Source organism: Xanthomonas sp. 4461 (genome assembly GCF_024806475.1).
Taxonomy (GTDB): domain Bacteria; phylum Pseudomonadota; class Gammaproteobacteria; order Xanthomonadales; family Xanthomonadaceae; genus Xanthomonas; species Xanthomonas arboricola_F.
In genome coordinates, this window is sequence record NZ_JANTYV010000004.1 from 447,694 (window position 1) to 472,135 (window position 24,442).

Consider the following 24,442-nt stretch of genomic DNA (forward strand, 5'->3'; position numbering starts at 1 on the left):
ACAAAACGGGGTGGGTCGTGCAGCGCCTGCGTCAGGGCGCAGGCGTGCCGGGATGGGCGGCAACGTAATCGCGCAACCAGGTCAGCGCCGGGCGCTCGCTACCGTCGCCACGCACCAGATAGGCCGCTTCCTTGTCGCGCCACAGGCCGGGGCGGAATCCCCACAGCGTGATGCCGCGCACTGCCGGGTGCTCCCAGAAAATCGGGAACACGCGCTGGTAATCGGCCAGCTGCTGCGCATCGCTTGGACCATCGAGGTCGAATTCGGTGATGTAGATCGGCAAGCCGGTGGCGGCCAGCGCATCCAGATTGGTGCGATGCACCGACATCGCCACATTCGATGTGGTCTCGAACGCATGCTCCTGGATCCCGATCGCATCGATCAGCCGCTCGCGCTGCAGCAACCGCACGATCTGCAGATACTTCTGCGTGGCCTGCGCGTTGTTGGTGATGCTGTAGTCGTTGATCATCAGCCTGGTATGCGGAAAGTGCTGGCGCGCCAGCCGAAACGACTGCAGTACCCACTCCCAGCCGCTGGCGCCGTCGCCGCCGAGCGCCTGCAGATAATTGCCGCCACCGGTGTCGTCCTTGCTGGGCGGATCGTTGAGCGGTTCGTTGACCACCTCCAGCAGGTCGATGTCCGGGTAACGCTGCGCCACCGCAGCAAACCACTGCTCGATCTCGCGGCGCTGCTCGGCCGGCCGCAGCGACTTGATCCATTCCGGCTGCTGGTTGCCCCACACCATCACATGCATCTGGAACGGCATGCCGTTGGCCTTGGCGAACCGGTAGGCGGTATCCAGCGTGCGCCAGTCCATCTGGTCCCGCACCGCTTCCACCGTGCCCCACTTGCCGCCATTTTCCGGGGTGAGCTTGTTCCAGTACTGCGCAAAACCCTGCGCCTGTTGCGGGCTGTAGGCGCTGCCCAGAAACTTGGCCGCGCCCGCGGCCAAGGGCGCGGCCTGCGCAACCGATGCCATGCTTGCCGCCAGCAACAGTCCGATTCTCGCGATGTGCAGGTACATGGTGATTCCTCAGGAAGATGGAGGCGTTACGGTGGCCGCAGGCAGCTGCGCCGGCTGCAGCTGCGGCACCAGCGCATGCACGACGGCCAATGCCAGCAGATAGGCCGAGCCGGCCATCAGAAACACCGGCACGTAGCTGCCGGTCGCCTGCAGTAAAAACCCGATGAAGGTGGCAATCAACATGCCGCCCACCGCGCCGGCAAATCCGCCGATACCCACCACGGTGGCCACCGCATGGCGTGGAAACATGTCCGACGGCAGCGTAAACAGATTGGCCGACCAGCCCTGGTGCGCGGCGGTGGCCAAGCCGATCAGGCCCACCGCCAGCCAAAGATTATCGGCGCGTGCGGCGAACACGATCGGTACCACCGACACGGCGCAGAGCAGCATCGCGGTCTTGCGCGCGCGGTTGACGCTCCAGCCGCGCGCGATGAACCGCCCCGCCATCCAGCCACCGGCGATGCTGCCGATATCGGCCAGCACGAAGATCACGATCAGTGGCGCACCCAGCTGCAGCAGGCTCAAGCCGTACTCGGCGTGCAGGAACTTGGGCAGCCAGAACAGGAAGAACCACCAGATCGGGTCGGTGATGAACTTGCCCAGCACGAAGGCCCAGGCCTGCCGATGCCGCAGCACCTGCAACCACGACAGCCGCCGCTGCACCGGCTCGTGCGCATCGCTGCGGATATGCGCCAGTTCTGCCGCCGACAGGCCAGGCTGCTGCTCCGGCGTGTGATAGCTGAGCCACCACACCAGCAGCCAGGTGGCGCTGAGCACACCGGTGAACAGAAACGCCGCCTGCCAGCCCCAGGCGGTGGCGATCACCGGCACCAGCAGCGGCGCGACGATGGCACCGATGTTGGAGCCGGAATTGAAGATGCCGGTGGCCAGCGCGCGCTCGCGGCGCGGGAACCATTCGGCCACGGTCTTGAGCGCGGCGGGAAAGTTGCCGGACTCGCCCAGCCCCAGGAAGAACCGCGCGATCGCAAAGCCCACCACGCTGGTCGCCAGCGCATGACCCATCGCCGCCAGGCTCCAGATGCCGATCGCCAACGCGTAGCCGACGCGCGTGCCGAAGCGGTCGATCACCGCACCGCTGCACAACAGGCCCAACGCGTAGGCGGCCTGGAAGGCGGTGACGATGTAACCGTACTGGATCTCGTTCCAGCCGATCTGCGTCTGCAGGAACGGCGCCAGCACGCCGAGCACCTGGCGGTCCACATAGTTGATGGTGGTCGCAGCCAGCAGCAGCGCGCAGACACGCCAACGCACCCGCCCCAGGCGCGCGCGCGGGCCGGCAGCGTCGGCCGCAGGCACATCGCTCATGGGCGCAGCTCCTGCAAGCGCGCAACCGCCACGCATGCGCGCTTGCACGTGCTGCAGCTCGCAACATCGGCGAGCGCATGCAGCATCTCGCTTGCGCATTGTCCGGTTCGGATCATCGACCACTGCACCTGCACGAAGGTGGCCTTGCGCCACGGGTGATAGCGCTACCATTACCATGCCGTCGGCATAAATCCATCGCGCACTGCAGCACGCCGCAACCGTTCGTCAGCATGTCAGACCGCACGACAACGCCAACGCGCCACGCCCCGGCAACTATGCTGCCCTGCAGCGTGCTGTTCCGAATTTGGTAGCGCTAACATCCAGCGCCACTGATCGCCCGTCTCCCCACCGCATCATCGTCGCGCCGATTCCGGGCAGCGGCACTCCCTGCGCAGGGGCGATGCGTGGGACATCTGCTCACCTGTTAGGGAAGGGAATACGGTGAAGAACAGCTACGCACAAACCGCGTTGTCCTGCGCGTTGGGGTCCATCCTGCTGGGCATGGCCAGTACTGCCGCCTGGGCACAGTCCACCGACGCCGACAGCGCCACGCAAACGCCGCCTGCTACGGCCGGCAACAACGATGCCGTGACCCAGCTCGATACCGTCACCGTCTCCGGCTACCGACGCAGCATCCAGTTTTCCACCGACGCCAAGCGCGACTCGGTCGGCTTTGCCGACACCGTGTTTGCCGAAGACATCGGCAAGTTTCCGGACATGAACATCGCCGAGTCGCTCAACCGCATCCCCGGCGTGCAGCTGTCGCGCGACGTCAATGGCGAGGGCCTCAACATCGCCATTCGCGGCCTGGGCACCAGCTTCACCAAGACCACGCTCAACGGCGCCAGCATCGCCACCGCCTCGATCGGCCTGAACGCGCAGAACCAGAACCGCGAAGTCGACCTGAACCTGTTTCCCACCGAGTTCTTCACCCAGCTCACCGTGAGCAAGACGCCTACCGCCAGCATGCTCGAAGGCGGCGTCTCCGGTGTGGTGGACATGCGCAGCGCGCGGCCGTTCGACCGCCCCGGCGTGCACTTCACCTATCAGGCGCAGGCCGACTGGAACAGCACCAGCGAAAAGACCACTCCGCGTGGCGCCTTCATGGGTAGCTGGACCAACGAGGAAGGCACCTTCGGCGCACTGTTCGGCGTGGCCTCGGTGCGCAGCAAGCTGGGCGTGCGCGGCTTCGAAAGCGTGGGCTGGACCAACCCGGGCCTGACGTATACGCAGTGCGGCCTCACCCCGCCTGCGGGCACGCCGGCCACCAATCAACCGGCCGCGTGCAACGTCAACGGCGGCGGCAACTGGCGCATTCCCGACCGCGTGCCGGCCACCGCCGGCAGCGGCCTGACCACCGGCGAGACCATCGATGCCGCCTGGCTGCTGGCGCGCAACCCGGGGCTGAGCATCGACCAGATCAGCGACGCGTTGATTCCGCGGCTGGGCCGTAGCGTCTACATGAATGGCGATCGCGACCGCGATGCCTCGGTGATGTCGCTGGAATGGCGCCCGTCCGACAGCATGCATTTCTACTTGGATACGCTGTATTCGGAAGCCAAGCGCACCACCGAGCGGATCAGCATGAATCTGATCGGCCGCAACGGCAACATGATCCCGCTGGGCATGCAGCTGGACCAGAACAACGTGGTCACCAGCGCCACCTTCGCCAATGCGCAGTATTTTCTGGAAGCGCGCCCGTACCGGGAGGAGGTCAAGTTCTGGAGCGTCAACCCGGGTGCCGAGCTGTTGTTCGGCGCGGACCAGGACATCAAGCTCAACGTGCAGGCCAATGCCACGCGCAGCTGGCTGGATCGCGAGTCGCCCAGCATCCTGGTGACCTCGCCGTTCACCACCGTGGACTATCGCAACCAAGGCGGCGACCGCCCCAGCATCACCAGCCCGCTGGATCTCAACGACCCCAATCTGGGCTGGGGCTGGAGCGGCGGCCGGGTCAATATCCAGAACGAAAAGCGCGTGACCGAAACGCGTGGCGGACGCGCCGACCTGCAGTTTGGCGAGGACAAGCGCAACATCAAGATCGGCGCCGCCTACGACCAAGCCGAGCGCACCATTCGCGGTTTCGACAACAGCATCGCCTGGGAGCAGGTGGTCTGCCGCGGCGGCGGCGGCACCATCTGCAACGGCGGCCCCGGCTCGGCAATTCCCAATGCAGCCCTGGCCGGCTATCTGCGCCCCGGCCCGGATGGCTTCATCACCGCCGATTTCAACCGCTTCCTGGGCGATACCAACTACTACGCCTTACGCGATTCCGCCCCGGAAACCAACTCCGCCAATACCGGCGCCTCGGCCGGCGGCATCCGCGAAAAGAACCTGGGTTTCTACATCGAAACCAACGCAGAGACCGAAGTGTGGAACCGTACGCTGCGCTTCAACGCAGGCGTGCGCTACGTGACCACCGACCAGACCATCACCGGCCCGGTCACCATCAACGGCATCCGCCGCATCCAGGTGCTGGATTCGGACTACAAGGAAACCCTGCCCTCCTTCAACGCCGCCTGGGACGTGGCCGACAACGTGGTGCTGCGCCTGTCCAGTTCGCGCACGCTCACCCGCCCCGATCCCAGCGCAATGCTGCCCAACACCAACTTCAGCGACCCCTCGGCGCAGACCGCAACCCAGGGCAATCCGAACCTGGCGCCGTATCTGTCCACCAACGTGGATTTCGGCGGCGAGTGGTACACCGGCGGCGAAGGCTATGTGGGCCTGACGCTGTTCAACAAGCGCATCAGCGGCTTCACCGTCAATGGCGTGCGGCGCATTCCCTTCAACGACCTGGGCGTGCCGTACGAAAGCCTGCTGCCGATCCAGCAGGCCGGCCTGGATCAGCGCGGCGGCCCGAATGCGGCCACCGTGGACGTGCAGACCCAGGTCAACGCCGATGGCGTGCTCAACATCCGCGGCACCGAGGCGATCTGGGTGCAGCCGCTGGACAAGCTCATCGACGGCATGGGCTTCAGCGTCAACTACACGCATGTCAATCAGTCGTCCGAAGGCGAAGGCGTGCCGGCGGTGGCCGTCGGCGTCGCACCCAACCTGTGGAACGGCACCGTGTACTGGGAAAAGAACGCTGCATCGGTGCGCCTGTCCTACACCTGGAACGACGACATGGTGATCTCCGGCGCCAACCAGAACGGCATCCCGTATGCACGCCTCAACGCCGATGCGCGTGGCCAGCTGGATCTGTCGGCCAGCTACGCACTGGACTGGCTGCCGTCCAAGCCGCAACTCACCCTCAACGTCACCAACATCACCGACGAGCCGCTGCGCACCACCTATGCGTGGCCCAACGCCACCTACGACCTGTACGAGCCCGGGCGCACGGTCATGCTCGGCATTCGCGGCACTTTCTGATTGTGGCCATCGCCATGATCTCGCCGTTGGCAGCCGGGCGCGGCCGGTGTCCGGGATGTACGCACACAGCGCGTGCATCCCGTCTCCCGCGTGCCGTACTCCGCCCGTGGGCGACGGCGCGCGACGTTTTGCCGGACACTGCAACTGCTGTGCCTGTGGTCGCGATCCAGAGGGGTCGCGGCCAGCCGCGTAGCGCGCGCCGCGGCGTTTTCCGCAGCACTTTTCGAGCCCGCCTCACCTCATGAACGATCGGTCACAGCAGCTCTCCGTGCGCGAAAAGATCGGCTACAGCCTGGGCGACCTGGCTGCCAACCTGATCTTCCAGACGTTGGTCACTTTTCTGGCGTTCTTTTACACCGACGTGTTCCGGATTCCCGCCAGCGCGGCGGCCACGTTGATCTTTGTAGTCGGCTTGCTCGGCGCGTTCGTGTTTACGCCCATCATCGGCATCCTGGCCGATCGCACCCGCACGCGCTGGGGCAAGTTTCGCCCGTGGATCCTGTGGACCGCGCTGCCGTTCGGCGCACTGTCGCTGGCGGCCTTCAATACCCCCACGCTGGGCGAGCACGGCAAGATCACCTACGCCTTTGCCACCTACACCTTGCTGATGCTGGTGTACGTGGCCAACAACCTGCCGTATTCGGCGCTCAGCGGCGTGCTCACCGGCAGCATGGAGCAGCGCAACAGCCTGTCGGCGTATCGCTTCCTGGCGGTGACCTTTGCGCAGTTCATCATCCAGGTACTGCTGTTGCCCTTGGTGCTGATCCTGGGCAATGGCGACAAGGCGCAGGGCTTTCGCAACACCATGGCGTTGTTCGCTGCGGTCGGCACGCTGTGCTTTCTGATCACCTTTTTCACCACCCGCGAGCGCGTGCTGCCGATCACCGAACAGCGCAGCAGCGTGCGACAGGACCTCACCGACCTGGTGCGTAACAAGCCGTGGCTGGTGATGCTGGCGCTGACGATCCTGGTCTTCATCAATCTCGCCATGAAGGGCGGGATGTACATCTACTACTTCAAGTACTACCTCGACGCTGGCGCGTTGGCCCACTTTCTCGACGCGGCCGGATTCAACCGCTTCATCGCGGCGATCAACAGCGTGCTGACCGGTGCCGGCATGAGCGCCTTGCAATGGCCGCAGGACGCGCCGACTTCGGCGTTCAGTGTCTTTAGTGCCGGCGGCATCCTGGCCATGATCGTGGGCATCGGGTTTTCCAAACGCCTGGCCGACCGCTACGGCAAGCGCAATGTGTTTGGCGGCGCGCTGCTGATCTCCACGCTGTTCCTGCTGGCGTTCTACGTGTATCCGGCAACCGCCATCGGCTGGGTATTCGCCTCGTATGTGCTGCACGGCTTTTTCTACGGCATCACCATCCCGCTGCTGTGGGCGATGATTGCCGACGTGGCCGATTACTCGGAGTGGAAGAATCACCGCCGCGCTACCGCCATCATCTTTTCGGCGATGTTGTGCGGCCTGAAGATCGGCCTGAGCGTCGGTGGCGCACTGGTCGCCGGCATCCTCGCCGTCTATGGCTACGACGCCGCGCTGCCGCAGCAAAGCGACGCAGTCACCGACGGCATTCGGTTGGCCATCAGCGTGTATGCCTCCATCCCGTTTCTGCTCGGCACCGCATTGCTGGTGCTGTACGAGATCGATAAACCGCTGGAAACCCGCATCGAACGCGATCTGGGCGTGCGCCGTCAGGCTGCACCGCTCGCTTCGCCCTGATTCCCCCCTCCCACTTCATGCACAGGTACGCGCATGTCCGATGAACTGCACGCCGCCACACTGCAGGCCCTGGCGCGCACCGCCATTTCCGCGCCGCTGGTGACTCACATCTACACGGCCGACCCGTCCGCGCATGTGTTCGATGGAGCGTTGTACATCTATCCCTCGCACGACATCGATGCCGGCGTCGCCTTCAGCGACGATGGCTCGCATTTCGGCATGGAGGATTATCACGTCTTTCGTATGGCACACCCCAACGCACCGGTCGACGACCTGGGCGAGGTGCTGCACGTGCGCGACGTGCAATGGGCGCAGCGCCAGATGTGGGCACCGGATGCTGCGCAACGCAATGGCAAGACCTACCTGTATTTCCCGGCAAAGCGCGCCGACGGCATCTTCCAGATCGGCGTGGCGGTGGGCGAGCGCCCCGAAGGCCCGTTCGTGGCCGAAGCCGAGCCGATTGCGGGCACCTACTCGATCGACCCGGCCGCCTTCGCCGACGACGATGGCACGCACTACCTGTATTTCGGCGGCATCTGGGGCGGCCAGCTGCAGCATTACCGCGACAATGCCTACGCGCAGACGCATCAGGAACCGGTGGGCAATGCGCCCGCACTGGGTCCGCGTGTGGCGCGCCTGCACGAGAGCATGACCGCACTGGCCGAACCCACACGCGAGATCGTCATCCTCGACGAACACGGCAGCCCGCTACGCGCCGACGACGTCGACCGTCGCTTCTTCGAAGGCCCCTGGCTGCACCGCTACGCCGGTCGTTACTACCTGTCGTATTCCACCGGCGATACGCACCTGATCTGCTACGCCACCAGCGACTCGCCATATGGCCCATTCCGCTACCAGGGCGTGTTGATGCAGCCGGTGATCGGCTGGACCACCCACCATTCCATCTGCGCCTTCGACGGCCAGTGGTACCTGTTCTATCACGACGCGGTGGTGTCGGGCGGCCAGACCCATCTGCGCAACATCAAGATGGCACCGCTGGAGCATCTGGCCGACGGGACGATTGCGACGATCCATCCGTATGGGGAGGATGCCGTCTCGCCGTGGTGACATGACGGCGACGCACACGTCCGCTGCTGTTTTCCCCTGATGGGGTCTCCGGCCGCAGGTGCATGGGAGCGGCTGACAGCGACTATGCTCGCCGCCAATCGAACGCGGCCGACGCTCGGCGTGGCATGGACACCTGTGCACCCCGGCGCTGAGTCGGCCATCCACGCCGATCGGATCAGCGCTCGCCATGTGTTCTCAGCGCGGCGTGTGTACTTGCTCAGAATCCTGATCTGCGGCTTGTCGCTGCCGTTCTTGCCAGGTTGTACGGTGAAGAAGTAATCCGGCCTCCACCAGGCGCCCACAGCCCACCAGGTCGCTTCAAGACTGCTCCCGATCCCGCGTCGGCACGCGTGGCCGTCACCTTGGCACGCCGGCTGTCGCGCCGATAGGTGGGATAGTGCGAACGCGCCTGCTCCGGCCCGTGACCACCGCAGCAATCGCATTCTCCAAGGCATCCGGGAAGAGTCGCGACGGTAGCGCCCGTCAACGACCGAGACGCCATCGTACTTTTCGACAGATCGCGCATTGCACGCTGCATCCACACGCATCGTCGCAACGTATGCCCATGCACTGAGTCTCTTGAAAGAGGTTGCCATGCGCCAGGCGTCGATGCTGTTGTTACTCACACTTGCGGTCTACGGCAGTGCACGCGGCAGCGAAGCGCGCTCCGCACTGCCTCGCGCAGACAGCGTGGATGTGCCGCGTTTCATGGGCGACTGGTATGTCATCGCGCATATTCCGACCCGCCCGGAACGCAAGGCCTACGACGCGGTGGAACGTTATGCGTTGCGGCCCGATGGCCGTATCCAGACCACTTTTACCTTCCGCAAAGGCAGCTTCCAGGCGCCGCTCAAGTCCATGCACCCGATCGGCCAGGTCGCAGAGAATGGCAACGGCGCGCTGTGGAGCATGCAATTCATCTGGCCGTTCAAAGCCGAATATGTCGTCGCCTGGCGAGATGCGGAGTACACGCAGACCATCGTGGCGCGCAGCAAGCGCGATTACGTCTGGTATATGGCACGGACCCCGCAGGTCTCCGATGCGGACTATCAGCAGGCCGTCCAACGTATCGCCGCCATGGGCTACGACGTGTCGCAGCTGCGCCGCGTCCCGCAGTCGCAGCGCTGATGCGGTAAAGCCCCGCGCTCAGCGGCGCAGTGGCCGCATCGCAAGCGCGTGTCTGCCTTGCGCGTCAAACGTCCTTGTCATCCACGGAAAATTCCCAACCATCATTCAAACCACCCAAGGGCTTGGCTTCCGTTGCCAGCTCTTCCTCGAACGCCGAAATCGCCTTGTAGGTTGGGATCATGGTCGGATACACCGTCACATCCATCGGAAACGCCGTGTTGTCCGGGTAATGGCAGCAACGCACCTTCTGCTCGAAGCGCAGCAGCGTCACCGAGAACTCCAGTGCCGACTCCTTGCTTGGGAACACTACCGAAAACGCAATCTCGCGTGGCCTGGAAAGATCCACGCCCTGTTGCGCAATGTGCCAGAGGGTGTCGCCGTTATCGTCTTTAGGATACAGGTCCGGATGTCGCTGCATGGTTGATTCGCTCTGTAACGCCTGTTGGCAGATGAAGAAGCTTAACGCCTTGGCCGTGGGCTATCTCTGTGTCTTCTGACGTGCCGTCCCCGCCACGTCGTGCGATCAAGCATGCCCTGAGAGAGTCGAGCGGAAGGCAGTCTTCGTCTGATAGTGCCTGCAGCTGGAACACGCACAGCGTCGCTTTCTGAACAGGAGCGATCACCTTCGCTTTGCTGCAACGCGTACACGTCCCAGCCATGCCACCAGGGATCACCAATAACCATCCGAGGCGGCTCATACCTGGCGCCGGTGGTGCCCGAGTGCTCACCGACCCGGGCGATGAGGCGCCCGGGGGCGCTACTGTTTTGGAACCGGGGCATCCAGCTCGTTCTTCAATGCAGCCATGAAATCATCGAGCCGATAGCGCCCGCTCAGATGCTCTCGCACACTCGGGAACTGAGCAGCCACATAGCGCATCAGATACGCCACCTTATCGTCGGACTCGGCATGTAGCACGAGGTTGATCCGCTGAATTTCGGCGCTATTGGGGAAGTCGCGTGCAGCCTGCGCAACCGCAGCGGAGTATCCGGCGTCTGTCTCGGCCAGGCCTTTCAGATAGCTTAGCGCGTATGCCTCGATCTTCAGTGTCTTCCAGCCATACAGGTCGATCGGCCTGAGTTGCTCACTTCGCCCGGTCGCGCTGTAGAGGAACGCCAATAGATCCAGCGTCGAACGATTGCCAGGCATCTGCTTGTATCGCTGCTCCAGCTCCGCGCCGTAGCGATGGAAGATCTCGTCCGCCGTCGCGATCTTTCTTTTCTGCAGCTGACTGATCAACGTATAGCTCGCTACCGCATCTTCAGGCAGGCGGCCACCCTCTCCCCAGTAACCCGCCGACGCGATAAAGCGTTTGAATTGATCGTCATCGAAGTCCACTGCGTCGACACATAGCTCCGCAACTTGCTGGATCTTCCTGTCGTTCCTGGCCAGTGACCTGACAAGTGGGATGTCATGTGCAAGGTACTTAGGCTGCTCCTTCGCATTCCACCAGTCGATTTCCCAGTTCTTGTCGAGTTTGATCAGCGGGCAAACGTCGCCTGCTGCCCCTGCATGGATGGACGTGATCAAGCGCTCTCTTTCCACGTCCGGATCCGTCGTCGAGAAGATGTCATACATCGATTTCTCGATCGCCGTGTGTTTCTGCTTGAAATCGACATGTTTCCAGGCGGCGACCGCTCCGCGTGCGTCCTCAAGCACTAGGCGGCAGTGCGTGATGTAGGCCCACACGCGATCCGGCGCTTGCGACCTTGGCAGCAATTTGGCGGCCTTTTCGTACAGAGGCAACGCGACGTCACAGCGCCCTGCGCGGTGTTCGCGCATGCCGCGCTCAAACATGACGAATGGATTGCCGGGCAATTTCTCGTCGGCGAGCTTCATGTAGGCGTCGCTGGCAGCGACATCAGCCCGATAGAGGATATTGGACAGAACAAAGGCGTCGTACGCGCTTTTGCGCGTCTCCGGCACCAGTGCCTTCAACCTTGCATTGACCTCGCTCTTTTTTCCTTCATCGATGAGGCGCTCTGACTCGGCAGAGTTGGTCAGACGCTCGTATGCAGACGACACCTGTCCGACTTCGGACATGAAGGACGAGCTCGCTGCCTGTGCCGCCGGCAGCCAAGTCGCCATGACCAAGACGACGACCGCCACGCACCACAGTTTCACGGAGTACCCTCCGTGAATGCTTGACCCGCTATACATGCTGCACCTCGACGACGACTGCGGTGCCATAGCAAAGGACTTCGGTCAGGCCGGCCATCAACTCGGTCGCATCGTAACGAACCGCAATGATGGCGTTGGCGCCAAGTTGCCTGGCATGCTGCACCATGTCGCGATAGGTCTCCGAACGCGCCTGTTCGCAGAGTTCGGTGTAGATGGTGATGTTGCCGCCGAACAAGCTCTGCAGACTGCCGAAGAAGTTGCCCACGATCGAGCGAGATCTCACCGTGATGCCACGCACCAACCCCAGGTTGCGGATGATCCGATGGCCGGGAAGTTCCAGCGCCGTTGTCACCATCGAGTCGTTCAAGGACGTCATCGACGAATGGATTGGCGAAGAGTTGTATGGATTTGTCATTTGAGCGCCTGATTTACGATCGAAGGTGAGGGCTTGGGAAAACCAGAAACGACGCTTGCAAGCCCATATCGGCCAATCGCCCAAGCGCAAGTGACCACGGTTACTGGCAACAGCCACCTAGACGTTGCAGCGAATGCCCAGGCGGCACCATTGACGTCTTCCGGCTCTCCGAGCCAGCGACTGTGCGACAACTGGGTAAATGGCCATGACCGTCCAACCGATGCCAGTGGCCAAGAGCGCGACCGCAGCAGTTGCTGGGCTTTCCATGAAACGACCTACCACGGCGAACGGCATGCCGGGAAACACCAGGCTCCTTATCCGGCACACGCTGATTACAAGGTCATCCATGGAGTTATCCCACCTGAATCCGACACGCTGCATTACTACCAACGCCATCCGTACCGTTTCTTTCGCTCTTCGTGGACAGGTTTATCGTCAAGAAAATCGTACTGACGATATCCTCTTCCATAAATTCCCCAATGGACAAAAAGATATCCGATAGGCAACAACAACCCCAGCCAAAATAGCGATGAAACCGGGACAGACCTGGACGCGACGTGATAGACCACATAACCGCTGCCGCCCCAGAAGGCCAGCGCCATCCCGAAACAGAGCACACGCCTTATTAAAAGCCAGAGCCCTGCAAAAAATCGTTCCAGCCTGTCCGGCTTTTTGTGGCGTCTGGACTCGAAGTAGAAATGCACCCAAAGAAGTGCGATTACGAAGGCGATGGGGATAAAAGATTCCATAGCGCTAACTGATTCCTGCAAGGTCAGACCAATAGCACAGCAACGTAGATGTATGAACGACAAGACTGGTCGTCGCGCTCGGAGGACCCACAGGGGTCTGTATCGTCGACAGTATTGGTCACTCTAAAGTGATTGACGCTACGCGAGTGACATTTGTCTGTGTGTTCTGAAGTGGTCGCGCTGACCGAGACCACTTCAAGCAATCTCAAGGCGCCCAGACCAGATTCAGCACCTGCGGATCGGCGGTGACCTTGACCAGCTTGCCGCTGGGGCCGAACTGCACCTGGTACTCGGAAAAGCTGTCGCGCCAGTAGCGCCACAGCGACGCTTCCAGGTTGGGGTTCTCGCTGCTGATCGGGTAGCCGACTGCCATCAGCACCTGCTCGCGGGTCATGCCGCCGGTGAGCTTGCCATCGTTGATCGCCTGGCGAATCTTGGGCGGGAAGGTGGCCAGCTTGAGCTTGGGGTCGGCGGTCACCACGTAGCGGGCGGCGAAGGCGGTGTTGTCCAGATCGCGGCTGTAGTCGTTGCCGATGGACTGCTTTTCGCCGGCGATCTTGAGGTTGACGCGGTTGCGGCCGAAGCCGGTGACGCTGACCGGGGTGCCCACCGGGAGCACGCGCTTGCCGTCTTCGGCGTAGTTGCTGTCGCTGATCCAGCTGCCGTCGGTGCGCAGGTTGCAGCACAGAAAGCCGTCGTACTTGGCCACATCGGCGGCTGAGGCCAGGTTGACGGAGGTGAGCAGGCTCAGGGCCAGCAGGGAAGAACGCAGACGCATCGTAAGACTCCTGTCTCGACGGCCGGAGCCGCGCGGCAATGATGGGATCGGGTGCGCCGCCGTGTCCCCGTCGGCGCCCGGACATTGTCGCAGCCGGCGGCCACTTGGCAAGCGCAGGTGACGCGTGTTGCCCGGGGTTGTGTATGCTCGGGGCGTGGAAACCCTCTCACCCGCCGAGATCGCCGAGCAGATCGCCGAGTTGCGACGCGCCCATCGCGCGTTGGACGAGGAGATCCAGCGCGTGCCCGCAAACGTGGAGGACGAACTGCAGATGAAGCGCTTGAAGAAGCGCAAGTTGCATCTCAAGGACTGCATCACGCGGCTGGAGATGGAGCTGGTGCCTGACGAGCCGGCGTGAGGCCATGCCTGCAGTTGGGTTCGCCTGTCGACACCCGCGCGCTGATCGCTGCGTCTGCCCGCTCTTGAGGCCAATTCCCCTGTGTAGGAGCGCACCTGGGCGCGATGAGGCGCTACCCCAGAAGGCCCGTCGCGCTCAGGCGCGCTCCTACGGTGCCTGTAGCAGATCGGCTGACGGGGTGCGAATGCGCGACATGTGATTCGCGATGGGGGACGCGGCGTGTCATGGCTGGTGAGCAAGCTTGGCCTTGACGTGGCGTTGCGCGCACGTAACCGCCAGTCCGCAGACGTTGACCAACTGTCGCTGCGTTGCCCGCATGCGCCCTTCGGGCACCTCCCCCCCGCAAGCGGGAGAAGGAAGCGCCAAGGCGAGACAATCAGATTCCTGCGTGCAGCGCTCAGCCTGCGCGCAGCAGTATCTTGCCGCGGCGCCCGGGTTCGTCGCTCGCGGCAGCAGCCTTGGCGGCGTCTTCCAGGTCGAACACCGCCTCCACCGGCAAGGCCAGGCTGCCATCGACGGCAGCCTTGAGCAGTTCGCCGATCATGCGGCGCTTGTCTTCTGGCTTGGTGGCGGCCATGACCTTGCTGCCCCAAAAGCCGCGCACGCTGGCCTGCTTGAAGATCACATCGCCGCTGGAAATCTGCAGCGGCTCGCCAGTCATCGAGCCGAACGAAACCAGCTCGCCGCCTTCGGCCAGCAGCCCCATCAGGTCGCCGGCCGCGCTGCCGGCGACCGAATCGATCGCGCGCACGATGGGTGCGTCGCCGGCCAGCGCGCGCGCGGTGTCCTGCCAGCCGTCCTGCGCGGTGGAGACTGCGTTGCCAATACCCAGCGCCTGCAACTCGTCCACGCCGGCATCGCGGCGCACCAGGTTGATCACGTTGATGCCGCGTGCGGCAGCGAGCATGGCCACGGTCTTGCCGACCGCGCCGTTGGCGGTGTTCTGCACGATCCAGTCGCCCCTTTTCACGCGCAGGAATTCGATCAGCATCAGGGCGCTCAGCGGCATGGCGATCAGCTGGCAACCACGGTCGTCATCAAGCGCGTCGGGCAGCGGCACCACGCCGGACGCATCGGCCAGGAAGAACTCCGCCCAGCTTTCGTGCACGCCGGCGGCGACTACGCGTTGGCCTGTCTGCAGGCCTTCAACGCCTTCGCCGAGTGCGTCGATCACGCCAGCCGCTTCGCTGCCGCCGATCGCCGGTAGCTCGGGCTTGTAGCCGTAGTTGCCGCGCACCGTCCACAGGTCGTGGTTGTGGATGGGCGAGCGGCGCATCGCGATGCGCACCTGTCCCTTGCCGGGTTGCGGCACGGGCCGTTGGCCGAGTTCGAGCACCTTGGCGGGATCGCCGAATTGGGTGTGGATGGCTGCGCGCATGAGAAATCTCCTGCCGGGCACGCCTGTCGTACAACGCCCCCGATCGTGATGAAAGGTGACGCGATGCTATCGGCAGGGCTGCAAGAGGCGGATGAAACGGACGGAACTGTTATGTGAAGTCGTTGGGGTCAATGGACGACGCCAGGGGTGAGTTGGTTTTGTGCAACGCCCGGTGACTGCGTGCTGGCCGGCCCTCATCCGCCCTTCGGGCACCTTCTCCCGGAGGGAGAAGGAAACGTCGTCGTCGGCATAGGGGAGCGCCGCTTTGCCCTGCTCTCTCCACATTGCATCGCCACTTTATTCAGCCGGTGGCAGCATCACATTGCTTGCTGGCCGGCCCTCATCCGCCCTTCGGGCGTCTTCTCCCGGAGGGAGGAAGGGAGCGTCGTCCGCACAGGGGCACTGCTCTGCCCTGCTACGGCTCCGCTATCGCACCGCCGCCTTACTCGGCCGGTGGCAGTACAACACCCGGCTTGACCGCTTCGGGGCTGACCCGCTCGATGGTGTGGCGCAGTTCGCGGCCGAGGATGAACTTGGCGTCCTTGGCCCAGGCGTCCAGGCGTTCGTCGAACAGCAGCTTGCTGTTCTCGTCCGGCCACACCAGGCGCAGCTCGCGCAGTTTCTGGATGAAGCTGCGGAACAGGGTCTTGTCGAAGAACTCGGGGGCGGCCGGGGCGTACAACAGGCTCAGGCGTTGCGCCGCCTGCTGGCACAGGCTTTCCAGTTCGCCGGCACCGAGCACGCCGGGGCCGTTCTTCACCAGCACCGAGATGGCGATGTAATAGCGCTCGAATGCCTGCTGCAGCGAGTGGCCGATGGCGCGCAGACGGAACACCTCATCGGTCTGCCCGGTATTGCGGGTCAGGATGCCGCCGTCGTCGTCGGTGACATTGAGCAGCAGGCCTTCGCGCACGAACATATCGATGGTCTGTTCGATGCGCTCGGCAAAACGGTCTTCGCTCCATGGCAGGAACAGCTCGGCCTGCAGGAACGGATACACCGTGCGACCCAGCCGGATCAGACCGGCACGGCTCATGCGGCGGTTGTTCTGGAAACAGCACGCCACCCACGAGGAGGCGGTGAACAAGTGCAGCACGTTGTTGCGGAAGTAGCTCAGCAACACCGCGGTGTCGCCGCTGACGCTCAGCACATCGCCCAGCGGGTGCGACACGCGCGTGAGCACGTTGATCTCTTCGGCGTGGGTGATGATGCGTGCCGGGGTATGCGGAGTCACCGTGACGCGATCCGAGTACGGCATTTCCGCCAGCAGCTTCTTGCACAACTCGATCTGCGCGATCAGATCGGCCTCGCCCATCGCGTGCTTGGGCGTGGACAGCAGCGCCAGCGCCAGCAGGTTGATCGGATTGACGTCGGCAGCGCAGTTGATGCGGGTCTGGATCTGTGTGGACAAGGTGTCCACCGCCGGTGCCAGCCAGCTGGGCTTGGCGTCTTCCGGCAGCGGCTCGCCATCCCAATCCGGGGCGTGCTTGGCCAGCACATCGTTGAGCGCGATCGGCTCGCCGAAGTTCACCACCACCTGGCCGTAGTTCTGCTTGAGCACCTTGGGGATCGACCACAGCAGGCCCCAGATGGATTCCTTCTCCTTCGGCCGGCCGGTGAGCTCGTCCAGGTAGCTGTTGCCTTCCATCAGCTTCTCGTAGCCGATGTAGACCGGCTGGAACAGCACCGGCTTGCGCGGCTGGCGCAGGTAGGCACGCAGCGTCATCGCGATCATGCCGCCCTTGGGCTGCAGCAGGCGCCCGGTGCGCGAGCGCCCGCCTTCGACGAAGTATTCGATCGAATAGCCGCCGGCCACCAGCTGGGCGACATATTCGCTCAGCACCGCCGAATACAGCGCATTGCCCTTGATCGAGCGGCGGATGAAAAACGCCCCGCCCTTGCGCAGCAGCGTGCCAACTACCGGCAGATTGAGGTTGATACCGGCCACGATGTGCGGCGGCACGATGCCGCGTTCGTACAGCAGGTAGCTCAGCAGCAGATAGTCCATGTGGCTGCGGTGGCTGGGCACGTACACCACTTCGTGCCCGGGTGCGGCCTGCTTGAGCTTGTCCAGGTGATGCACCAGCACGCCGGCGTAGATGCGGTTCCAGACGTGGGTGAGCAGGAAGCTGGCCGAGCGCACCACCGGGCTGGAATAGTCGGCGGCGATTTCCCACGCATAGGCATGCGCCTTGCGCCAGGCATCGACGGGCTTGGAGTTGTCGCGCTTGGCCTGGGTGGCGATGGCTTCGCGTACCGAATCGGCAGCCAGCACTTGGTCCACCAGCAAGCGGCGGGTGGACAGGTCCGGCCCGATCACCGCCTCGCGGATACGGCGGAAATGCGTGCGCAGCACGCGCTGCAGCTTGCGCAGGGTGCGCTCGGGCGGCAGGCCTTCGGCCATGGTCTGGCGCAGCGAGATCGGCGGCGCGAAACGCACGATGGTGGTGCGGCCATTGAGCAGCACCGCCAGCAGGCGACGGAAGCGGCCGACCAGCGCCCAGTTTTCCGAGAACAGCACCGCGAACCAGCCGCTCTGCTTGTCCGGCGCGCGGCCTACGAAGATCGACACCGGCACCAGGTGCACGTCCAGGTCGGCGCGCACGCGGTGCGCCTGCAGCAACTTGGCCAGCGAATCCGAATGGGTCTTGCCGCCGCGCTGCTCGGGGATCAGCGAATTGCTGCTGCTGCGCCGCGACAGCGCCAGGTAGGCGCGTTTGCGCTGCAGCGGGTCGCCCGGCAGTGGCACCAGCGGCGAGGGCAGCCCCGCTTCACGGCAGGCCTTGTCCAGGATCAGCGCGCTGGACAGGCCGTAGTCCTCCAGCACATAGACCACCGGCGTGCCGTCGTCGTAGCGGCTCGGTTGGTCCGGTTCGATGGTCAGGCTCAGCCAGGGGTCGGCCAGCCGGCCGAGCAGGCGCGCCCACCACGGGCGCTTGGCGTTGCGGGCGGCAGCGACGGCAGGCGCGATCGACGGCGCAATCTCCGGCGGAACCGGTGTGGCGGTCGGCAAGGCGGCGGCCGTGGCGCCGAGATCGGCGGCGGCAGCGCTGGGCGGGGCGGGCTGGCCGTCCGGGAACGGCAGGGGATTCTGTTCTGGCATCGCGGTCATTATCGCCCAGCCGGGCGCTGCCCGGCGTCCGTGGCCGGTGCAGGCGGTGCCAGTGCCGTATCAGGAGCTGCCGCGGCACCGGGTAGGGGCGGGGCCGGCATGGCGTCGAGCAGCGCCTGTATCTCGTTCTGGGTCTGCTGCTGGTACCAGTGCCCATCGCGCTTGATCAGCGCCACGGTCAGGTCGATGGCGTGTGCGGCCAGCGGATAGCGCAGCCGCACCTGGGCGCTATCGCCGTCCTGCTTGATCAACCCGGTGCGCAGCGCGTCCAGGCTGGTGTCGATCGACAGGTCGTAGCGCTCCAGTACCTTTTTGCACGCCGCCCAGAACGGCCCGAGCCGGCGCAGGCTGTCTTCCATGCCCAGCCGTTGCAGGTCGGCGTCGGAGGTGATGCCGGTGGCGCGGGCAGCAGCCACCAGGTCGGCGATGCTGGCCTTGGCGCGCGCGCGATCGGCCAACGGCGCGGTGGCCGCCCAGGCGCTCAGCGCGTCGACCAACTGCACGTAATGGGCGCGCTGCTCGGGCTGGTAATCGTTGCGGCTGCGCAGGTACTGCACGCCGAACTGACCCAGCGACTGCGCCGCCTGGGCGATGCCGCGCGATTGCCCGGCCAGCTGCGCGTCGAAGGCCTGCTGCAGACGACGCTCGGCATCGGGCGCCGACAACGACCCCAGCAGCGCACCGACCTCGTTGGGCAGCGGCAGCTCGGTCAGCGGCCAGCGGCTGGCACCGCTGCGCCAGGCCGCTTCCAACTGGGTGTATTGCGCCGGCGTCACCCGGATCCGCGCATAGGCGACCAGGTCGTTGCGCCGCAGCGGCAGGGTCATCGACTGCATCGCGGCGGCCGGTTCGGCGTCGGCACCGGGCAAGGGAGCGGCAGCGTCGTTGCGCTGGCAGCCGCCGACGCACAGCGCAGCAAGCAACACCCATGCGATGGACTGACACCGGCCTGCGCGGACGGTAAATGGCGACATGCGCACGATGTTCCCCTGATCGATCGGCGCATCTTGCTGTCTGAATGCACCGGCGGCAAGGCGTGGTGCCACCGTGCGTCACGGTATGGTGCAAAGATGTTACTTTTTCGTAGTTCCCGCGCGATGTCAGCCGGTGTCCGACATTGGCTGCTGTTGTCTCATTCGGACAACTTTGTCCACCAATCAGGTCGCAACCCTTGTCCCAGCTCTGTTTGACGCAATGGTGCGGCGCATCATGTAAGCGCTTGCAGTTCCTGCTAGCGTGCGCGCCATCTCGCTTCGAGGTCGCCATCGGATGGGGCCGATGACATTCATGAGCCTGTGCGACACGAACGTTCTGCGCCAGCAGACCGTGCGCCCTGTACTGGCGTGCGGTCGCCACCGCCTTGCCTTGGAGAAAGCGCCATGAGTCGGCCACGTTCGGAAGGCGGCAGCGTCACCATCAAGGATGTCGCGCGCGAGGCGCAGGTCTCGGTGGCCACGGTGTCGCGCACCATGAACGGGCATCAGCACGTGGCCGAATCGGTGCGCGAACGCGTGCTGCAGGTGGCACGGGCGCTGAACTACATCCCCCATCACGCTGCGCGCAGCCTGAGCAGCCGTCGCACCCACACCATCGGCGTGGTGTTGCCGGACCTGCATGGCGAGTTCTTTTCCGAATTGATCCGCGGCATCGACCAGGTGGCGCGCGACCAGGGCTACCACTTGCTGGTGTCCAGTTCGCACGGCGACCCGCAGGCGCAGCGCCGCGCACTCGAACGCCTGCCCGGGCGCGTGGATGGCGTGGTGGTGATGTCGCCGTCGCTGGGCGATTCGGGCGTGCATGAAGACGCATTGCCCGGCGGCCTGCCGGCGGTGCTGCTCAACTGCGCCGGCAGCGCCAGCCAGCGCCCGGTGCTCAATGTCGACAACTACGGCGGGGCGCGGGTGATGACGCGCCATCTGCGCGACAGCGGCCACCGCCGCATCGCCTTCATCGCCGGCCCGGACGACAACTTCGACGCGCACGAGCGCCTGCGCGGCTATCGCGACGAGCTGGCGCTGGATGCCGACGCGCAGCCGTGGGTGCTGCCTGGCAACTTCGACGAGGAATCCGGCTACCGCGCCGGCCAGGTGCTGGCGCAGGATGCGCGCCCGGACGCGGTGTTCGCCGCCAACGACATGATGGCGCTGGGCTGCCTGTTCGCGCTCGGCCATGCCGGGCTGAAGGTGCCGCACGACATCGCGCTGGCCGGCTTCGACGATGTGCCGATGGCGCGTTACGTGCTGCCAGCGCTGACCACCATGCGCGTGGACATCGCCGGGCTGGGCGCGCGTGCGCTGCGCCTGCTGCTGGGCCAGCAGCTGGTGGACGCACCCGCGCCACCCGCCGATGCCGCACCGCCAGCGTTTTCGGAAATGGTGCCCGAGCTGATCGTGCGTGCGTCCAGTGCCCCGCGTGGCCCGGCGGGAGGCTAGACATATGCGCCACGTCGCATCTTCACGAATTCTTTGCGGTTTCTTATGTTTTTTATAACGCCTGCCGTTTGCCTGTTGCCGTCCTGCAGTCCTTGAAACAACGCACTACCCGCGCCACGCCGACCACTTTGCCGGTACGCGCCTGACCCCTGGGAGGGGGAAAGTCATGAAGACCTACCGCACCGTGTCCACCCTGCCGGCACGCAGCCTGTTGTGCTGCGCCCTCGCCGCTTCGTTGTTGTCCGCCGCCCCGGCGATGGCCCAGTCCAGCAATGCCACCTTGCGCGGACAGGTCGCCACATCCCAGGCAGGCACCACCGTGACCGCGACCAACGTCGCCAGCGGCGCAGTGCGACGGGTGACCACCGGTGCGGACGGTACCTATGCGCTGGTGGGCCTGCCGCCGGGCACCTACAAGGTGGAAGCCGGCCCGGGCACCGAGAAGACCGTGACCCTGTCGGTGGCCTCGTCGGTCAGCCTGGATCTGGGCGGCGGCGGCGAGGCGACGGCTCCGGCAGGCGACGCCACCACGCTGGATGCGGTGCAGGTCACCGCCACCACGCTGCAGGAGGTCAAGACCTCCGAGGTGGGCACCAATATTTCGTTGAAGCAGATCAACACGGTGCCGCAGCTGACGCGCAACTTCCTGGAGTTTGCCGACACCGTCCCGGGCATGCAGTTCGAGACCGATGCCAATGGCAATAGCCGCATCCGTGGCGGTGCGCAGGCCAGCTCGGCGGTCAACGTCTATATCGATGGTGTGGGCCAGAAGAGCTACCTGTTCGGTGGCGTGTCCGGCCAGCAGCAGAGCGCGGGCAACCCGTTCCCGCAGCTGGCGATCGGCGAGTACAAGGTCATCACCTCCAACTACAAGGCCGAGTTCGACCAGGTGGGATCGGCGGCGATCGTGGCGTCCACCAAGTCCGGCGGCAACGAATTCCACGGCGAGATCTTCGGGCGCACCACCAATACCGATTTCCGTGCGCGCCAGGCCGACGAGCGCGCCGGTGCGCCCAACGCCGACGGCAATAAGCGCCAGACCCACCAGGACGAGTACGGCATGGCCTTCAGCGGGCCGATCGTCAAGGACAAGGCGCACTTCTTCCTCAGCTACGAAGGCAAGGGGTTCGAGGTGTCGGCCAATCCGGTGTCGGTGCCCGATAACTTCAGCAGCCTGCGCGACGATTTGCCGGCCGGCGTGCAAAGCCGCCTGGGCTCGGTCACCCGGCCCTTCAACGAAGACCTGTACTTCGGCAAGATCGATTGGGACATCGGCGACAACGACCGCCTGGAGCTCACCGCCAAGTACCGCGACGAAGAAAGCCGCGACAGCGTGGGCGATCGCAATACCGCCATCGCCGCCAAGATCAACCTCAACACCGAAGAGCGCTACGACCTGCGCTGGCAGCATTTCGGCGAGAACTACGTCAACGAAGCGCGCGTGTCGTACGAAGACGTGCTGTTCAACCCCACCGCCTACACCATCGGCAGCCAGACCGTGTACACGCGCGGCATTGCCGAAGACGATGTGCTGATCAACGACGACGCCACCAGTGGCCTGGCGATCCAGCGCAAGGGGCAGAAAGGCCCGAGCTTCCAGAACGATCTGACCTTCAACAACATCGAGTGGCATGGCAGCCACGTCATCAAGATGGGCGTGAAGTACAAGGAAGTGGAGCTGACCCAGAGCGAGAATTCGGCGGCCAACCCGTCGTTCTACTACGCGGTGGGCGATGGCGCAGGTACCGCGCCCATCCCCTACCAGGTGCGCTTCAACCTGCCGTTTGCCGGCGCCGCCCCGTCGGTCACCACCACCAGCAAGCAGCTTGGCCTGTACATCCAGGACGATTGGGACGTCAACGACAAGCTGCAGTTGAACATCGGCGTACGCTGGGATGGCGAGAAGATTCCATCCTACCTGGACAACGTGACCCCGCCGGAAGTGGTCGCCGCACTGAACGGCCCCGGTACCGACCCGGCGGTCAGCGCCACCTATGCCGAGCAACTGGCCAAGGGTGGAGTGAACGTCAACGACTACATCAGCAACGGCCGTAATCGCAAACAGGACAACAACAACTTCGCGCCGCGCCTGGGCTTCTCCTACGACTTCCGTGGCGACGAATCGCTGGTGCTGTTCGGTGGCGCCGGGCGCAGCTACGACCGCAACCTGTTCGACATCATGGGCCTGGAGCAGGTCAAGTCTGCGCTGTCGCAGTACACCATCCGCTTTGTCGAATCCTCCGGTTGCACCCCGGCGGCCGGCACCTGCACCAACTTCAACCCGTCCTTTGTCAGCAATCCGGACAGCCTGGGCGGCCTGGTCGATGCACGTGTGCGCAACGGCGAGATCGACCTGCTCAACAACGATCTGAAGACGCCGTATTCGGACCAGTATTCGCTTGGCCTGCGTACCCGTGTGGGCGAGTGGAGCAATTCGGCCACGGTGTCCTACATCCACAGCAAGGATGGTTTGATCCTCACGCTGGGTAATCGCTATCCCAACGGCGATTTCTTCCAGGCCGGTGCGCAGCCGTGGACCCAGTCACCGGCGGGTTTCGGCAACCTGATCATCGGCAACAACGGTGTCGAAACCAAGACCGCGCAGTTGCTGTTGTCCACCGACAAGGCCTACACCAAGGAAAGCGGCTGGGGCCTGACCGCGGCGTACACGTTCTCGCGCGCACGCGGCAATCGCGGCAACGACGATCAGTACGGCTTCGATGCCGCGACCATCGCCAATTACCCGTTCCTGGATCTGAACTCGGTGCCGCGCCACCGGCTGGTGCTGACCGGGATCTACGACCTGTTCTGGGGCATCAGCGCCTCGGCCAAGCTGACCCTGGCCACGGTGGCGCCGCGCAACGAGGCGGTGTCGTACGATCTCTATGGCGGCCCGCCATCGGACAACATCCGCATCGTCTCGGTGGATGCGCCGGGCGGCAAGTTCATCGCCGGTGGCGACATCTTCGGCACGCGCCAGCTGGATCTGTCCTTGTCCAAGGACATGCATGTCACCGACGCACTCACCGTGCAGGTGCGCGGCGATCTGATCAATGCGCTGAACTTCCGCAACTACGATCAGTACTCCATCGACTGGGGCGATGCCGGCGTGTACAACCCGCGCGTGAGCATCAACCAGTACGGCGCGATCTCCACCCCGCCGCGCACCCTGTTTTTGAGCGCCCGCATCATCTGGTAAGCCGGCACTGCGGTCTGCAACGACTGTTGCAGACCGCAGGTTTCGCACACTTCCTTCTTCCCCCGCACGAAGATCGCGCCGCTCTGGACTGGTAACGCTTACTGGTCCGTTGCGGTGCATGCCGTGCAGCGCGAGCAATGACGCGCTGCGCGTGCTGCAACGCTTGCTGGTTTGTGGTTCTTGTTTGCAGTTGCTGTCGTTTGTTGCGTTGCCTGCTGTCCCCGTATCACTCACATCAAAGTACCAACCTCG

17 protein-coding genes and 1 pseudogene are annotated in these 24,442 nt (G+C 64.3%); 7 read left to right on the forward strand and 11 right to left on the reverse strand.

The features are described 5' to 3' along the window. Positions 1–31: 31 nt before the first annotated feature. Together FHY19_RS16680 and FHY19_RS16685 are read right to left on the reverse strand one after the other, a co-directional pair. Entirely contained in the window at positions 32–1,024 is a 993-nt protein-coding gene (locus FHY19_RS16680; protein WP_259159954.1) for an endo-1,4-beta-xylanase, read from the reverse strand. A gap of 9 nt (positions 1,025–1,033) precedes the next feature. Next, a complete protein-coding gene (locus FHY19_RS16685; RefSeq protein ID WP_259167305.1) occupies positions 1,034–2,350 on the reverse strand; it encodes an MFS transporter in 1,317 nt (438 codons plus the stop codon). Between the two features lie 441 nt (positions 2,351–2,791). On the opposite strand from FHY19_RS16685, the gene FHY19_RS16690 reads away from it, so the two are divergent. The 3 genes from FHY19_RS16690 (at position 2,792) to FHY19_RS16700 (ending at position 8,522) form a co-directional block, all read left to right on the forward strand. After that, positions 2,792–5,725 (forward strand): TonB-dependent receptor, encoded by a 2,934-nt coding sequence (locus FHY19_RS16690; RefSeq protein WP_259167306.1) that lies wholly within the window; start codon positions 2,792–2,794, stop codon positions 5,723–5,725. Between the two features lie 241 nt (positions 5,726–5,966). Then, positions 5,967–7,454: an MFS transporter gene (locus tag FHY19_RS16695; protein WP_259167307.1), complete on the forward strand. Its 1,488-nt coding sequence runs from the start codon at positions 5,967–5,969 to the stop codon at positions 7,452–7,454. A gap of 33 nt (positions 7,455–7,487) precedes the next feature. Next, positions 7,488–8,522: a glycoside hydrolase family 43 protein gene (locus FHY19_RS16700; RefSeq protein ID WP_259167308.1), complete on the forward strand. Its 1,035-nt coding sequence runs from the start codon at positions 7,488–7,490 to the stop codon at positions 8,520–8,522. Positions 8,523–8,719: 197 nt separating this feature from the next. On the opposite strand, the pseudogene FHY19_RS16705 reads toward FHY19_RS16700, so the two are convergent. After that, a pseudogene (locus tag FHY19_RS16705) lies at positions 8,720–8,836 on the reverse strand (glycoside hydrolase family 5 protein); the annotation flags it as partial. Between the two features lie 280 nt (positions 8,837–9,116). Between FHY19_RS16705 and FHY19_RS16710 the strand changes: the two are divergent. Then, positions 9,117–9,650, forward strand: coding sequence for a lipocalin family protein (locus FHY19_RS16710; protein WP_259167309.1), 534 nt, complete (start codon positions 9,117–9,119; stop codon positions 9,648–9,650). A 64-nt stretch (positions 9,651–9,714) separates the two neighbouring features. Here the strand turns inward: FHY19_RS16710 and FHY19_RS16715 are convergent, their stop codons facing one another. From FHY19_RS16715 to FHY19_RS16735, 5 genes are all read right to left on the reverse strand, one after another. Further along, a complete protein-coding gene (locus FHY19_RS16715; RefSeq protein ID WP_259167310.1) occupies positions 9,715–10,068 on the reverse strand; it encodes a ribonuclease E inhibitor RraB in 354 nt (117 codons plus the stop codon). 339 nt (positions 10,069–10,407) lie between these two features. After that, a complete protein-coding gene (locus FHY19_RS16720) occupies positions 10,408–11,772 on the reverse strand; it encodes a hypothetical protein (protein ID WP_259167311.1) in 1,365 nt (454 codons plus the stop codon). Positions 11,773–11,800: 28 nt separating this feature from the next. Next, the gene (locus FHY19_RS16725; protein WP_259167312.1) at positions 11,801–12,184 is read right to left on the reverse strand and encodes a YbjQ family protein; all 384 of its coding nucleotides are present in this window, start codon (positions 12,182–12,184) and stop codon (positions 11,801–11,803) included. A 383-nt stretch (positions 12,185–12,567) separates the two neighbouring features. After that, positions 12,568–12,933 carry a hypothetical protein gene (locus FHY19_RS16730; RefSeq protein WP_259167313.1) on the reverse strand — a complete coding sequence of 122 codons (366 nt, stop codon included), beginning with the start codon at positions 12,931–12,933 and terminating at the stop codon, positions 12,568–12,570. A 205-nt stretch (positions 12,934–13,138) separates the two neighbouring features. After that, positions 13,139–13,711 carry a hypothetical protein gene (locus FHY19_RS16735; protein WP_259167314.1) on the reverse strand — a complete coding sequence of 191 codons (573 nt, stop codon included), beginning with the start codon at positions 13,709–13,711 and terminating at the stop codon, positions 13,139–13,141. Between the two features lie 154 nt (positions 13,712–13,865). On the opposite strand from FHY19_RS16735, the gene FHY19_RS16740 reads away from it, so the two are divergent. After that, positions 13,866–14,069 (forward strand): YdcH family protein, encoded by a 204-nt coding sequence (locus FHY19_RS16740; protein WP_167393935.1) that lies wholly within the window; start codon positions 13,866–13,868, stop codon positions 14,067–14,069. 397 nt (positions 14,070–14,466) lie between these two features. Here the strand turns inward: FHY19_RS16740 and FHY19_RS16745 are convergent, their stop codons facing one another. The 3 genes from FHY19_RS16745 to FHY19_RS16755 form a co-directional block, all read right to left on the reverse strand. Further along, a complete protein-coding gene (locus FHY19_RS16745) occupies positions 14,467–15,447 on the reverse strand; it encodes a zinc-binding dehydrogenase (protein WP_259167315.1) in 981 nt (326 codons plus the stop codon). A gap of 442 nt (positions 15,448–15,889) precedes the next feature. Further along, positions 15,890–18,559: a glycerol-3-phosphate 1-O-acyltransferase PlsB gene (gene plsB, locus FHY19_RS16750; RefSeq protein ID WP_259167316.1), complete on the reverse strand. Its 2,670-nt coding sequence runs from the start codon at positions 18,557–18,559 to the stop codon at positions 15,890–15,892. Continuing rightward, positions 18,559–19,533 carry a hypothetical protein gene (locus tag FHY19_RS16755; protein ID WP_259159977.1) on the reverse strand — a complete coding sequence of 325 codons (975 nt, stop codon included), beginning with the start codon at positions 19,531–19,533 and terminating at the stop codon, positions 18,559–18,561. Before FHY19_RS16755 ends, plsB begins: the two co-directional genes overlap by 1 nt. Before the next feature lie 405 nt (positions 19,534–19,938). Here FHY19_RS16755 and FHY19_RS16760 point away from each other — a divergent pair, with 405 nt between their 5' ends. Both FHY19_RS16760 and FHY19_RS16765 read left to right on the forward strand, forming a co-directional pair. After that, positions 19,939–20,991, forward strand: a complete 1,053-nt coding sequence (locus FHY19_RS16760) for a LacI family DNA-binding transcriptional regulator (protein WP_259167317.1) — start codon at positions 19,939–19,941, stop codon at positions 20,989–20,991. Positions 20,992–21,157: 166 nt separating this feature from the next. Then, entirely contained in the window at positions 21,158–24,190 is a 3,033-nt protein-coding gene (locus FHY19_RS16765; protein WP_259159979.1) for a TonB-dependent receptor, read from the forward strand. Positions 24,191–24,442 lie beyond the last annotated feature (252 nt).